Raw genomic sequence first — 14,871 nt, 5'->3', positions numbered from 1 at the left:
TCCCATGGCGGTGTCGTGGCAGCGCGATGTGGATGTAGCTGAGGCTCTGGTCGGCTTGACCTTCACCGAAGAGGAGTCCGTGCGGAAGTCGGCGGAGAGCGCGCTGGCAGAGGTGTGGCACTGGGCTGATGCCGTGCGCGACAGCCTCTTCAAGCTCGCCAGCCACACGGATCCCCGAACGCGAATCGCCGCTGCGAAGAAGCTGGCGCTCTTGGGGAGTCACGACGGGAACGTCCACGACACCCTCGTAGGCTTGACGACCGATGACGTGGAGGCTGTGAGGATCGCCGCGGCCCAAGAGCTGGTGCGTGAGTGGCCAGACGAGCCTGCCGGCCACACAGTCCTGCTTCAACTTGCCACCGACCTGGGGGCGTACGACGTCGACCTCCGTGACGCGTTGATACGGCTGACCGACAACAGAGACAAGACTGTCAGGATCACTGCAGCGCAAAAGCTCATGCGAGTGTGGCGCGACGACCCGGCAGTGAAGGAGGCGTTGCAACACTTCACCCAGGAGCGGGACGAGGACGTCAACGAGACCGCTCGGAGGCCTCTGGGAACGTGAGAAGCCGAACGCGAGACCAGCTGGCAGGTACAGCCCAAAGTCTTACCCGAGGGCATGCGGCGACGAACTCCTCACGTACGCAGCCCCAGACGTTGCCTCCTGCCGCTGACCCCTGCCTGTCCGGTCGGCAGTGCGCACGCTGTCGTGCGGAGGCCTTGCCCGCCCCTCATGCTGGCTGGGTAAATGGGACGCCCACCTCTGAAGGCGAGCCGCCATCAAGCCGGCCGAATCCGAGACGAACGGGGGATCGTTCACGTGGTGCTGCGACGAAGGCGGGACAAGAAGCTGCGGCTAACTGGCATCAGCGTCTCCCTCACGGGCGCGAGCCTCAGCTGGGACACCGTCCAGGCCGAACAGGGGCGTGCGCGGCAGATCCTGCATCGGCTGGAGGACCACCGCGTTCTGTACAACCCGCTGATGTATGAGGTGGTGGGTGTCGAGGAGTCGATCGAGAAGCTGCGGGCCTACCTCGGCGAGCAGATTCCGCAGTGCGAGTCGGTCGAACTCCGCGATGAGGTGCGCGAGATCCAGGCCGCGCTACGGCAGTGCCTGACCGACAGCAGCCTCGGAAACAATGTTGGGGGCGCATGGGCACGGCACGACAACCTTCCCGCCGCGCGTTACGCCATCCCACTGGTCGCCCAGGCGCTCGGTGTGATGCGTGCGCGTGTGGGAGCAGCGGTCGCGGAGATCGCTAGCCTCTTCGACATTCCCGTGGACGGCGACCTGGCCCGGATCGTTCCGCAGGACCTTGGCGACGCAGAATCGGACGATCCACCTTCGATCTACCGCGATGTTGACATGCCCCCGGGGACCGGCCCACGTCAGTAGCAAGTGCAGTCGCAGACGGCCGCCCTAAGTCGGCCCAGACCGTTCCCAGGTCACTGGACGGCCTTGCGGACACGCGCGTCCTCTTGGCGGTCAGCTACTGAGCCTTCCGGCCCGAGCGAACGGACCCATTGAGCAACTCGTTGATGAGCTGTGAGGTCTCCATCTCAAGTGAACAGTCGAGCGCGCGGTTGACCTGTTGGACGCGGGAGATGGCCATGTGGAATCCCTGCCGGTTTCCGGCCGCATACTCGATCCGGAGCCAGTCCCGATACAGGAGCTCGGCGGTGTCGTCGACGTCGAGGCCGGTCGCGACGGCCTGGCGGGCGGTGCTGAGGTCGTGGTGCGGGCCTGCAGGCGTGCGGTGGGTGGCCACCGTGTGTGCCACGTCGATGATGCGCGTGACCATTTCCTGCTGGTACGGCTCAGCCCAGGGCAGCGCCTTGCCGCCGAACGGCCGGCCGCGCACCAAGGTGAGTGCCTTCTCCAGATCGGTCAAGCCGGAGGGCCCCAAGGGGAGAGCGCGTTCGACGAGTTGCAGGAAGCGGCTCCAGTCGCAGCGCACCCCGGGGGCGAGCTGATAGGGGTCCTCACCGGAACTGCGGCGCCGTACGTAGGGGTTGCCGGCGGGATCGTTGCCCAGTGAGCGACGCAGGCCCTGCAAGCGGGCGTTGAGGGTGCTGGAGGACCAGGGGCTGACGGGATCCATGTCGGAGCACAGCACGTCTGCACTCCGGCCGGGCCGGAAGAAGAGCAATGCGGCGAGCTGTGCCATCCGCGGGCCGTGGCCGGTGCTGTCCACGCCGGTCACCTCGACCGGGCCCAACACTCTGATCTCCGGCGCGTGCAGGTCATGCGCCTCGCATTCCTCCGCCTCAGGCCCTTCGCGTTCCTCGAGCGAGGCCTCGTGGGCGTCGGCCTCCGGGGCTTCGGCGCCTTCGGTGGTCTCAGCTGCAGCCGGGGGCGCAGGCACTGCCTCGGTGCCCGGGCCGGGATCGCCGCCAGCCGGAGTTGAAGGCGTGGCGGTGGGCAGGAGCCGCAGGCCGGACGGATCAGCGCTAGCGGTCAGCAGCGCCGGGAACACGCCGCTGCCCGCGTCGGAGGGTGCCGCCAGCGAGACGCTCGGGACGGCGGCGGACGCGGTCTGCTCCTCCGGAGCGGTCTGCTTGGGCTGTTTCATGTGGTCGGGCTCGTCGGGGACGTTCTGCCAGGGGCCTTCGGCCGGGTGGGCCGGCTGCCCGGACACCTTCAACGCCGTGGTGATCTGGAGGTAGGCGGCGTGTTCCAGGCGCTGCACCGTGATGTCGACGCCGGTGTAGTCGAGGTTCTGCGGTTCGTGGAGGGAGGCGTTGAGGATCTCCGCCTCGGGGAAGTGCGCGGCCGCCGTACTCGCGGGGGCGATCAGAGTGACGGGCACCGTGCCCGCCTTGTCGATGGCATCGGTGAACTGCCAGGCCGTGTCCGCGTCCAGAGACGACGCGCACAGCAGCAGGTACGGCTGGTGCTCGGTTTCGGGCATCTGGTGCGCTTCCAGCAGCCGTTCGCTCAGATCGCGCAGGGCGTGGGCGGCCTGCCGCATGTGGGCGATCCGGGCGGTGGGCAGCAGCTGCGGCAGGTCCTCGCCGAATCCCACGGTGACGACCTCGACTTCGCTTGCCCATGGGCTCATTGCGAGTTCCAGGGCGAGCGAGGTGCATACCTCGGTGATGTGGAGCGGGTTGCCGTCCAGCAGCAGCGCGGGCAGCTGCGCGAGGTTGAGTAGCAGCAGGTCGCCCGTCTCGGTGCTGCCGATCGTGACCAGCCCCGGATACGGCGCCGGCACCTCGCGTGCGGCCTCCTCGTCCAGGAGGGCGGCATCGGAGGGCAGGGCCCACCATCCGCCCTTCCCGGCCGCGAAGGGCGCCGCAGGGTCCGCGGTGAGATCCTCGGGCAGCACCTCCACCGCGCGGGTGCCGATCCGGGCAGCCCGCAGCGGCGGCAGGATCGCGTCCTCGTCCTGTGCCGCCTGGTGGGCCAGCGTCCGCAAAGCGACGTCCAGGCGGGCAGCGCCGCCCGGCTCGGCGGCCGCCGCCAACTGGGCCTCGGCCGCGGATGTCTCCGACGCGATGGCGATCTTCTCGCCGGGCTTGCGGCGGCGGCGCTGCAGCGTACGGCGCAGGGCAAGAGCACCGGTGATGGCGGCCGCCAGCAGCGCGCCGGCACCGAGAACGGTGCGCAGGTTCAGTGGACTGCTGGCCGGAGCCGTCGCCGGGGTCTCGGACACCGTCGGGGCGGGGGAGGAGGCAGCACCGGAACCGGACGCTTCAGCTGACGCCGACAGGGAGGCGGCAGACGGCGACGCGCTGACGCTGGGCGCCGGGGTCGAGGAGGCCGCTGCCGAGGGCGATGCCTGATTCTGCCCGGGCTGCTCGGCAGGGCGACTGGCCGGCGCGCTGGGGGCTGACGAACGGGGTGCGGGCGTGGCGGTCTGGCTGGGTGCGGGGGCCTGTGCATCGCCTGTGTTGTTGCCCGGTGTCTGTGTGCCGTCGGGATGGTGGGTGGCCGGGGGAGTGGTCTCGTGGCTGCCAGCTTCATCACTCTGGTCACGGTCCTGGGATGTCTGGGCGGTGGGTGATGACTCGCACAAAACTGTCCAAACAGTTCGCGTGAAAGTGTCCGACTGAAATTCTGCTTTGACCTGTGGCCATGGTGTGGTTGGCCTCTTGGGGAGGGTGGACACATTTCCGCGAAACAGCAGGACATTTTCACGCGATTCCCGATAGGTAGAGTGGTTGCTGACCTGCCGTTTTACCGATGTGAGTGTGTGTCCATCCATATCGAAGTGAGAGGTGTGGACGGACCCCACGCATGGGGACGGGACTCCTCGTGCGGTTCGAAGCCGCGCAGGCAGATGGAGAGACCTCCACGAGTGGGGACTGGACGACGGCCAGAGACAGCACGTCAGCAAGGCGCAGGATGGACCCTCACGCATGGGACCTGGATGCCTCAAGTCGCGGGAGGAAATCCACCGTGAGGGATGGACCCTGACGCGTGGGGACTGGCCGCGGGCGGCCTTGAGCAGACGGTGCTGGAGGCGGATGGACCCCCACGCGTGGGGACTGGCCCGGAACTGATGGAGCCCCGCTCTCAGCGGTGGGGATGGACCCCCACGCATGGGGACTGGCCCATGTCCTGCGGCTCACTCCGGCCGGGCGTTCGGATGGACCCCCACGCATGGGGACTGGCCGCCGTGACCGCGCTGCCGAGCTGGGAGTTGATGGATGGACCCCCACGCATGGGGACTGGCCCCTTGGTGACCTGCACGGCTGTTGCCGTGTGGAGGCGATTTTACTTGTGTTTGCATGAGTGTGAGGGGTTCTTCTTCGATCCCGTACGTGGACTGAGGTTGTGGGGGGCGCCCGGGCGTGTACAGGCAGGCTGGCTGCCGGTACATGCAGCGGAGGTGGCATGGACGTGGGGGCGGCTGCCGCGGAATGCCTGTGGAGCATCGCCGAGCGGGAGGATGGACCCCCACGCGTGGGGACTGGCCGTCGTCCAATTCGCCCCGATGCGGGCCAACGAGGATGGACCCCCACGCCCGGGGACGGGACCTGCGCAACACGCCCGGGGTGCTCGGTCGTTCGGAGAGACCCCCACGCGGGTGGGGAATGCACGACCACGGCGCGATGTTCGCCGGGCGGACCTTCGATAGACCCCCACGGGTAGGGAACGTACCTGTCGACCCGGGCCCACAACCGTCTTGTCCGCGATAGACCCCCACGGGTGGGGAGGGAGTAGATGGGGCTTGAGGGCGGACAGGTAGGCGCCGGACAGACCCCCACGCCTGGGGACGGGACGTACGGCGCTTGAGCCCGGCCCGCGCAAGGTCGGAGAGACCCCCACGCCTGGGAATGGGGATAGCGGCGGTAGATCCGCGCCCATGGGCCGAAACCGCGCGACTGACCCCCACGGTTGGGGAAACGCACGCCCTCGCTGCCAAAGGCATCGTCGAGCGCACCGATAGACCCCCAGGCAGGGAGCGCACTTCGTCAGTACGGACCTGCTGCCCCATGGGAAGGAGAGACCCCCACGCCTGGGGACGGGACCCTTGTTGACCAGGGCGGCTGCTTCTGACTGGGGAGGATTTTACTATTCTTCGTTCCGGAGTGAGGGAGTTTGCGGGACGTCGTGTGACGGCTCCTGCCGTTGGCGGGAGGGAGCTGCCAAGACGCTCCCGGCGGCTGCGCCTTCGGGAGTGCTCCCGCGGACTCCCGAAGGCGTATGGGGAGGGCTCAGGTTCCGATGCCGACCGAGGAGACATAGGCGGACAGACCCCCACGGGTGGGGAACGCACGCCCTCGCTGCCAAGGCATCGTCGAGCGCGCTTCGTCAGTACGGTCCTGCTGCCCCATGGGAAGGAGAGACTCCTACGTCTGGGGACGGTGGGACGGGACTCCTCGACCAACGGCCGTCTGGTGCACTACGGGGAGAGACCCCCACGCTTGGGGAGGGACGCCAGGTAACCCTTCTGCGCATGGCTGGAGGCGGAGAGACCCCCACGCCTGGGGACGGGGCTCCTTGCCCGGGTCGGTCGGTGGGTTGTCGTGTGAGAAACCCCCACGCGCGTGGGAAGTACTCATGGGACCGCGCGGTCAACCATGCCCGCAGGGACGGACCCCCACGCGCCTGGGGACGGGACTTGATGGTGCCGCCGTTCTCGGTGAAGCGGCGGGGAAAACCCCACGCCTGGGGAGCGCCTGGCACGTGCTGCCTCGACCGTCTGTCGTACCAGAACTGACCCCCACTGGCAGGAAGGGCACCCTTGCTGGTCTGTGGTTCTGGTGTGTCTGGAAGGGGGGTTCGGTTTCAGCGGGGGCGGTGTGTGGGGAGCGGAGGGTTGGTGGTGCGGGTGTGGTGGAGAAGACGGTGTGACCCCCACGGGCTGAACTGGTCAGCGGACAACCGGGCCTGGGCGGGAGACTGCCTCGGGCGAAGGAGCGTCGTACCGTGACGGTATACCTCGTGACGGGTGTGTGCGGTGTTATCGGTGAAGGCGGCGTTAGTCGGGCAGAACACGCTGCGGCCCGGTGCCTGCTGATCGCCGGAGCCGTCTCACGCGCGCTTTGCGCTGCCTGGTGAGGAGAGCGTGCAGGCATGGGGGCCCGGGGACGCTTGCTCGCGTCGTCTCAGCCGCTCGAAGTGACGAGCGGCTGGTGGACGCCGTGATGGGCCGTGCGTCGTTGTGGTGGCGCGGCAACTGATGAGACCAACCGTCGCTCATCGCTGGATCGTTGCCCCAGGCGGCCTGCCGACAGGGCGGAAGCCGTGGGGGTGCGGCTGCTGCGTTCGGCATGGTCAGGGCGCGATTCACCGGTGTGGGGGATGGCAAGGGCGCCGTCCTGGCTGCTGTCCTGGCCTGGGACGGCGGGGGAGGGGCGGGCTGGATGGGCGTGGTCGAGGACAGCAGGGCTGGCGGCCTGGACCTGAAGCCGTGGGGCAAGTACAGCCTGCTCTACGGCCTGGCCTATCCGTTGCTGTTCCATCTGCTGGATGCGGCCGCGGTGATGGGGGAGTTGTGGGACCGGTACCTGACCCGCGCGCAGCGCCGGGTGATCTGCCGGGGGCTTGGCCTGGAGCCGGCCGCGGCACGGCGCGAGGCCATGTTCCTGGCCGGCGGCCACGACATCGGCAAGGCGAGCCGGTTCCAGATGTGCGAGCCGGGAGCGTGGGCGCAGCTCAGCGATGAACTGCGCGCGGACGTGGGGCCGTGGCGGCTGATGCGGCACGAACGTGCCTCCATGCACACCGCCGTTGAGCTCCTGGCCGGCCTCGGCTACCGGCTGGGAGGCAACACCAGTCCGGCGGTGCGCGCAGCCCAGATCCTCGGCGCCCATCACGGCCGCTTCCTGCAAGTAGACCTGCGCGGAGCCGCCAGTGTCGAGCGGGTAAGTCTCGATCTCGGCGGCCCGTTGTGGCAGGACCTGCGCCGCCGCTATCTCGCCCAGATCCGCTATCTCACGGGCGCCGGCACGCCGCCGCCCAGGGTGTCCGCCGAGGCGGCGGTCCTGCTGTCGGGGCTGATCATGGTCGCGGACCGGCTGGTGAGCCAGCCTCATGTGTGGATGCCACGGGCAATGGCACCGGCCGAGGGCGCGCTGGACCACTGGATCCGCACCCGCCGCCCGGCGGGCGCGGATGCCGAGGAGGGGTGGGCCGCCGAGGTGGTGACCGCGTCCGGGCTCGAACGGGTCGACCTGTCCGCAGTGCCCTTCACTCAGGCTCATCCGCGCACAGGCGGCCCGAACCGGCTGCAGGCCTCGATCCTCGCGCAGCTCGAGCCGGTGGTGCGGGAGCAGGGGGCGGGCATCCTGGTGGTCACCGACTCCACTGGCGCCGGCAAGACGATCACGGGGCAGGAGGCCGCCCGGATCTTCAACACCCATTGCGGGACCCGGGGGATGGCCGTGCTGCAGCCCACCACGGCCATCGCGGACGCCGCCTACGACACCCTGGTGGACTATGTGGCCGCGCACAAGCCAGCGCGGGCCCCGGTGTCACTGGTGCACAGCCGCAGCTGGCGCAGCGCCGCCTGGTCCGACCAGCGGCTGCTGGAATCGGCCGGCCAGCTCACCCTGGACGAGTACTTCGACGCACACCAGGACACCGCTGGCCGCCCCGGGCACCGCGTCACCGTCCCGGACCCGTTCCTGCGCGGCTGGGACAGGGCGCTGCTGGCCCAGTTCACCGTCGCTACCGTCGACCAGGCGCTGATGGCCGTCCTTCCGGTGCGCTACGCCGCACTGCGGATGCTGGCCCTGTCCGGGCGCACCGTCATCCTCGACGAAATTCACGTCGCCACCCCCTACATGCGGCGCCTGACCGCGCGGCTCCTGCACTGGCTGGCGGCGGTGGGTACGCCGGTCGTGCTGCTGTCGGCCACGCTGGCCCCGCCGGTGGTCCGGGAACTGGTGCACGCCTATCTGGCCGGTGCGGGACTGCGGCCCGGCCAACTGGACGGTTTGGAGGTGGAGGTGCCTTACCCGGGCTGGCTGTTCGCCGCCGCCCGCGACGGTGCGATCACCCGGATCGAGCCCGCCCGGGCCGCCGCCCACGCCCAGGCCACCCGCCGCCGGCTGACCGTGCGGCGCCAGCCGGTACGAGCGGTCCGGCTCGGCACCGGCGAACGGACCGTCGCCGCCGGGGAGCGGCTGCACCACATTGCCGGGGAGATCCGCCCCGTGCTGGCACACGGCGGGGTCGTGATCGTGGTGTGCGCCACCGTCGCCGACGCCCAGGACACCTTCCGTCACGTCGCCCGTATGCCCTGGCCCCGCCCCCGGGAGGAGCTGGTGCTGCTGCACGCCAGATTTCCCGGCCATCAGCGCGAGGCGGTCACCCGGCGGGTACGCGCCTGGCTCGGCCCGGCCGGGACGCGCCCCGAGCGGCTGGTCGTGGTCACCACCAGCCTGCTCGACATGAGCCTGGACCTCGACTGCGATCTCATGATCAGCGATCTGGCGTCGCTGGGCCGACTGCTGCAACGGGCCGGCCGGCTGTGGCGCTTCGAACGACTGTGGCGCGAAGAACGCGGCACGGACCGCCGCAGGCCCGACTGGATCCTGCAGCGCGGACCGCAACTGACCGTACTGGACCCGGTCGTTGACGGCCGAACGGAATTCCCGCACTGGTGGGGGAGGGGCGAGCCGGCCTTCGAACTGCATGCCGCCGCACACCTGCTGGCCCACCCGCCCGACCGCAGCCTCGACCTGCCCGCCCAGCTCCCCGGCCTGCTGGAGGCCGTCAGCACCGGCATCCCCGACACGCTGGCCGACCTGCACACCGCCTACCAGGCCGAACTGACGGGCCACGAACACCTGGGGCAGGAACAAGCCGTGCCGCCGCCCGCCCGCACCGGCTCCCTGGCTGACCTCTACCGCCGGCCCACCACCGCCGGTGCTGCGCCCACCCGGGAGGGCTCCCGCCCCCGACGCCTGCTGGCCTGCTACCGCCGGCCGGACGGCTCGCTGTACCTGGACCCGGCCGGCACCCACCCCCTGCCCGACAGTCCCCGGCTCTCCGCGCCCGCCGTCCGCACGATCCTCGAACACACCCTGGACGTCCCCGAGGACTGGGTCGCCGACGCCCCGGTGTGGCTGCCTGAATCCTGGCGCCAGCATGCGCTGCTGGCGGACCTGACCCTGCTGACCCACGACGCCGCCGCCCCCGGGCCCGTCCGCTTCGGTCGGCACGTCCTGCACCTCGACCCCGACCTCGGCCTCATCCACGACGAGACGCCGCTCTGATCTTGTCCTCCCGTTCTCGCGCGCGCCAACGCCGCTCATTCGTAGGACCGTTCACCGGGAGCTGTACGCCGGCGTACACGCGGTGGCTTCTGGCCGCTGCCGGCACGCGCCCCCACATGGGTGCCCGGCCTGGCCCTCACGCGCGGGCATTTATACACCCCCGGGTCGGCATCGCGGGCTGAATCCCCCATAACGGATGCGCCTTTGGGCGGGAGTGCTTCAGTGAAAGACACCTGAGGCAGGCACGGCCTGCACCGGCTTCTGCCGCGCTGCACATCGCCTGCCGTGTGCAGCGACTGAACGTCTTGTCCACACCGATCCTCCCGCGCCGCGGGCCTGCGGCCTGCCGCTGTCACGGGAAGGAGAGCCCCTTCCATGCCCGCTTTACCGGCCTACCCCGTCGACCTGCGTCCCTGCATCCCGGTGCAGGTGGCCGGGCGGTACCAGGCGCTCGGACTGCGCGAGGTACTCCTGCAGGCCCACCGCATCGACGACCTGGCGCTGCCCCTGCCGCCCGCGCATTCCGCACTGCTGCGGATGCTGACCGCCATCACCGCCGAGCTCACTGGCCTGGACGATACGAACCTGTCACTGGATGAATGGCACGAACGGCGAAGGGGCCTGCTCACCAGCGGCCGCGGGCTGAAACCCCAGGACGTCCACGACTACTGCGACGCCTCCACCTGGGACCTCTACGACCCGCACCGCCCTCTTCTGCAGGACCCGCGCCTGGCCGAGCAGTGCACGAAGACCTCCGGCATCAACAAACTCGTCTTCGGCCGGCCCGCGGGCAACAACCTCTCCTGGCTCAGCGTCCACACCGACACCGCCCCCCACCCTCTGCCCAGCGACGAGGCCTTCTGGCACCTGCTCATCCAGCACTACTACGGTGCCGCGGGCCGCTGCACCACCCGCAGCGCCGGCCCCCACACCAGCGGCCGGGCCACCGCCGGGCCACTGCGCTCCACCCTCTCCTTCCACCCCCAGGGCGCCACCCTCCTCGAGACGCTCCTGCTGCACCAGTTCCCCTACCGCGGCGGCCCCCAGCGCCCCCCGGACGCCTGCCCCTGGCAGGAGCCCGACCCCCCCGACCCCGTCAACCCCCCGCCCCCGGTGACCTGGCCCAAACGCCTGCTGACCGGCCGCTCCCGCCACGCCGTACTGCTGATCCCCAACGCCGACGGCAGCGCCGCCACCAACTCCTACCTCACCTGGGCCGCCCAGCACCCCGCCTACCCGGCCACCGACCCCTGCCTCATCATCGACACCCACACCCGGGCCAAGGCCGAACAACGCGACACACCCCGCCGCGCCGACGCCGACCGCGCCCTGTGGCGCGACCTGGACGCCCTGCTGCTGGCCGGCGACGAGAACAACACCCAGCGCCGGCCCGCCGTCTTCGACACCCTCAACGACCTGCCCGATGCCGTCCGGGCCCGGCTGCGGGTACGGGTGTGCGGCTTCGACCAGGACGGCCGCACCACCAACAGCATCTGGTACACCGCCCTGACCCCACCTCTATGGAACTGGGCCGAAGAACACGATCCGCCCGCCGCCCGCCGGATCGCCGCCTGCCGCCAGGCCGCCGAACACCTGGCCGCCCTCCTGCGCACCCACGCCAACACCGCCTGGAACGAAACCCAAACCCCCACGGGCGGGACACCGCCCGCCCCGCGCCGCGGCCAGAAGCCCAGCCGGTGGGCGCGCGAGGCACTGGCCCTGTACTGGCCGCGCGCCGAGCAGGCGTTCTGGAACCTCGTCCACCAGAACCCCGACGAGGCGAGCGAGCCCTATCCGGTCTTCGCCCGCACCGCCACAGACGCGCTGCGCCAGGCCGTCCGCCCGGACCTGGCCCGCCACCGCATGGCCGGCCCCGCCCTGGCCCGCGCCGTCCGCGCCCTCACCGCCGCAGCAACTCCCGCCGCCCGCCGCACGAAAGCAGCCCGCCATGCCCAGCCGTGACGACTACCGCGCCCACTGCGACGCCTACGTCGCCGCCGTCCGCGACCTGTGCACCACCCCGGAGATCCGCTCCGCTCTCGAGGACGGCCGCGGCAAACCCGTCGACCACTGCCAGCGCCTCCACCCCTGTCTCAGCCGCCTCACCCACAAACAACCCGACCGGCGAGCCCACTACACCCTCGCCTGCCTCATCGCCCACGAACGCCCCGACCGCCGCCCCATCACCCCCGCCCCGGACCCCGACCAGCCCGTCGCCTGGCGATCCCGACCCAACCTCGGCGCCACCCTGGCCCGCGCCGCACAAGGACGCACCGACGGCCCCTACGAGAAGGAACTGCACGTCCTCATCCGCCTCTCCGAGGACCTGCTCCACCGGCGCCTGCCCGGCCTGACCCGCCAACTGCTGGGCGCCGGCTGCCCGCCCGACTTTGCCGTCTTGCTGGCCGACCTCACCTACTGGAGCAGCAACCGCCTCAGCATCGCCACCCGCTGGCAGGACGCCTTCTACCTGACAGCCCCCGCCCCACCCGCGGCCACCCAGCCCAACACACCGGAAACGAGCAGCACATGACCATCCCCCGCCTCGCCCGCTATGTCGACCTGCACATCCTCCAGGACATCCCCGCCTCCTGCCTCAACCGCGGCGAGTACAACGAACCCAAATCCCTCATGATCGGTAACACCCAGCGCGGAGCCATCTCCAGCCAGTGCGCCAAACGCGCCGACCGGCACGAGCTGGAGACCCTCCTGGGCGAACCCGCCGCCCGCACCCGCATGCTGCCTCCCCGCCTGGCCGCCGCCCTGCGAGAGGCCGACTGGCCCGAGGACCTCGCCCGCTTCGCCGCCGCCCAGATCCCCCGCAGCGCCACCACCGAAGGCCTGGCCACCGACCCGGACGCCGACGACCGCACCCTGGCCATGCTCTACGTACCCGCCGCCACCATCCTCGACGACCTCGCCGCCCTGTGCGCCCGCCACCGCGCCGCCCTGGAAAAGGGCATGGCCAAGGAAGCCACGTCCACCGCGAAAACCCCCGCCGCCTACCTGCCCCCCGACGACGTGGTGCGCCTGCTGTGCCAACGCACCACCAGCATCAGCCTCTTCGGCCGTTTCCTCGCCGGGCTCGCCGACGCTCACGTCGACGGCGCCGTCCAGATGGCATGGGCCTTCACCACCCACGCCAGCGATCTGCAACCCGACTTCTTCACCGCCGTCGAGGACTGGGCCCAGCCCGGCGACTCCTCCAGCGCCCACCTGGACACCGGCTACCTCAACGCCGGTGTCTTCTACCGCTACGCCAGCGTCAACCTCACCGAACTGACCCGCAATCTTGACGCAGACGCCTCCCAGGCCGCCGCCCTGCTCGGCGCGTTCACGGACGTGTTCATCTCCACCCTGCCGCAGGCCAAGAAGAACTCCACAGCTCCCCACACCCTGCCCGACACCGTCCACTACGCCGTCCGCGACCGCCGCCCCGTCTCCTTGGCCTCCGCCTTCCACCAGCCCGTCAAAGCCGACCGCCACGGCGGCTACCTGGCCCCCTCCCGCCACGCCCTGTCCCAGCACGCCGGGATCATCACCCAGATGTTCGGCACCCGGCACCGCATCGCCCACGGCCACGTCACCCAGGCCCCCGGCCCCGAACCGCTCGAACACCTCGGAGAGCGCCACACCAGCTACGACGACCTCATCGACGCCCTCACCACCGCAGCCGGCGCCCCCGCCACCACACCCCGCTCCTACATGGCGGCATGACCATGCCCGCCCCGCTGGCCGACACCACCGCAGCCCCGCAGTGCGGGCTGCTCCTCCGCCTGGCCGGTGTCCTGAGCGCGTACGGCACCGACACCGCCTTCACCCGCCGCGACACCCAGCCCTACCCCACCCGCTCCGCGCTGATCGGCATGTTCGCCGCCGCCGCCGGACGCCCCCGCCACCAGGCCCTCGACCCCCTCGACCTGCCCGGCCGCCCCCGTTACACCGACCTGGCCTTCACCATCCGCGTCGACCAACCCGGCACCCCCTACACCGACTTCCACACCACCGGCAGCCACCGCCCCCGCCACCAACAACTGCGCACCAGCAAAGGAGACCGACGCCCCGAAGGCAAAACCACCCACGTCACCCACCGCCACTACCTCACCGACGCCTGCTTCACCGTCGCCGTCCACGGAGACGCCGCCCTCATCACCTATCTCGCCCACACCCTCGAACACCCCCAGTTCGCCCCCTACCTGGGCCGACGCGCCTGCGTCCCCGACGAACCCCTCGTCCTCACCCCGCCCCTGACCGACCCGCTCACCCACCTCCTTCAGCACGCCCCCGTCACCCTGCCCGCCCCACCCGGCCCGCAAGAAGACCGCATCCCGGTCACCTTCTGGTGGGACACCCCACCGGCCAACCCCACCGCCCACCGCGAACTCGCCGACAACCCGGTCGACTTCACCCCGCACCGCCGCCGGCACACCGTCCGCTCGCTGTGGTCCACCACCGAATACCTGCCCGCCGCCCTCTACGCCGGAGCCGACCCCCTGCCCGCCCTGGCCGACTACCGCCACCGCCTGGAGCAGCCATGCCCACCGCCACCCTGACCCGCATCCGCCTCAACCTCGCCCACCCCACGGTCCGCCGCGACCTGGCCGATTACACCGCCCTGCACCGCACTGTCATGCGGCTGCTGCCCGACCACCTCGGCCCCCACCCCCGCCAGATCGCCGGAGCGCTCTTCCGCCTCGAACGCGGCAACCGCCAGGGCCTGCTGCTGGTGCAGACCCGCATCTCACCCGACCTCACCGCCCTGCCCCACCACTACGGTCAAGCCGACACCCGCGACCTCACCGCCATGCTCGGGGCCCTCACCCCCGGCCGACGGGTCCGCTACCGCATCACCGCCAACCCCTCCACCCGCAGCCGCCGCCCGCCCGGCCCCGGCGAGCAACCTCTGCCCAAACACGGCCGCGTCCTCGCCCTCGACGACGCCGCGGCCCTCGCCTGGTGGCACCGCCGCGCGACCCAGGCCGGCCTGCACCTGCACACCACCACCAGCGAACCCAAGCCCTTCCGCCGCTCCGGCCGTGACCAGCCCGGCCCTGTCCACCGCCTCCTGCAATTCGACGGAACCGCCCTCATCACCGACCCCGCCGCCCTCACGGACGCCCTGCTGACCGGCATCGGCCGCGCCAAGTCGTACGGCGCCGGCCTGCTCAGCCTCGCCCCCGCCTGACCCGAACGGGA

Annotated in this window: 9 protein-coding genes; 8 read left to right on the top strand and 1 reads right to left on the bottom strand. The window is 70.8% G+C overall.

All coding sequences use genetic code 11. The annotated features are described in order from the left end of the window. The first annotated feature begins 4 nt into the window (after positions 1-4). Positions 5-565 (top strand): HEAT repeat domain-containing protein, encoded by a 561-nt coding sequence (locus P2Q00_RS42890; RefSeq protein ID WP_275780189.1) that lies wholly within the window; start codon positions 5-7, stop codon positions 563-565. Positions 566-820: 255 nt separating this feature from the next. Then, on the top strand, positions 821-1,396 hold the full coding sequence (locus tag P2Q00_RS42885) for a DUF6650 family protein (protein ID WP_275780188.1): 576 nt from the start codon (positions 821-823) through the stop codon (positions 1,394-1,396). A 94-nt stretch (positions 1,397-1,490) separates the two neighbouring features. Here P2Q00_RS42885 and P2Q00_RS42880 read toward each other — a convergent pair whose 3' ends face one another. Beyond that, positions 1,491-3,656: an AfsR/SARP family transcriptional regulator gene (locus tag P2Q00_RS42880; protein WP_275780187.1), complete on the bottom strand. Its 2,166-nt coding sequence runs from the start codon at positions 3,654-3,656 to the stop codon at positions 1,491-1,493. Between the two features lie 3,067 nt (positions 3,657-6,723). Here P2Q00_RS42880 and P2Q00_RS42875 point away from each other — a divergent pair. From P2Q00_RS42875 to cas6e, 6 genes are all read left to right on the top strand, one after another. Next, positions 6,724-9,675: an HD domain-containing protein gene (locus P2Q00_RS42875; RefSeq protein ID WP_275780186.1), complete on the top strand. Its 2,952-nt coding sequence runs from the start codon at positions 6,724-6,726 to the stop codon at positions 9,673-9,675. Between the two features lie 375 nt (positions 9,676-10,050). Then, entirely contained in the window at positions 10,051-11,637 is a 1,587-nt protein-coding gene (gene casA / locus P2Q00_RS42870; RefSeq protein WP_275780185.1) for a type I-E CRISPR-associated protein Cse1/CasA, read from the top strand. Then, entirely contained in the window at positions 11,624-12,208 is a 585-nt protein-coding gene (gene casB / locus P2Q00_RS42865) for a type I-E CRISPR-associated protein Cse2/CasB (RefSeq protein ID WP_275780184.1), read from the top strand. Before casA ends, casB begins: the two co-directional genes overlap by 14 nt. Further along, entirely contained in the window at positions 12,205-13,392 is a 1,188-nt protein-coding gene (gene cas7e, locus P2Q00_RS42860) for a type I-E CRISPR-associated protein Cas7/Cse4/CasC (protein WP_275780183.1), read from the top strand. Before casB ends, cas7e begins: the two co-directional genes overlap by 4 nt. Next, positions 13,389-14,228 carry a type I-E CRISPR-associated protein Cas5/CasD gene (gene cas5e, locus P2Q00_RS42855; protein WP_275780182.1) on the top strand — a complete coding sequence of 280 codons (840 nt, stop codon included), beginning with the start codon at positions 13,389-13,391 and terminating at the stop codon, positions 14,226-14,228. The genes cas7e and cas5e overlap by 4 nt, the downstream gene beginning before the upstream one ends. Beyond that, positions 14,210-14,860 (top strand): type I-E CRISPR-associated protein Cas6/Cse3/CasE, encoded by a 651-nt coding sequence (gene cas6e, locus P2Q00_RS42850; RefSeq protein ID WP_275780181.1) that lies wholly within the window; start codon positions 14,210-14,212, stop codon positions 14,858-14,860. The genes cas5e and cas6e overlap by 19 nt, the downstream gene beginning before the upstream one ends. Positions 14,861-14,871: the final 11 nt, after the last annotated feature.

Source organism: Streptomyces coacervatus, assembly GCF_029223485.1.
Classification (GTDB): domain Bacteria; phylum Actinomycetota; class Actinomycetes; order Streptomycetales; family Streptomycetaceae; genus Streptomyces; species Streptomyces coacervatus.
The sequence above is the reverse complement of the archived record's forward strand: the minus strand, read 5'-3'. Positions and strand labels throughout refer to the sequence as shown.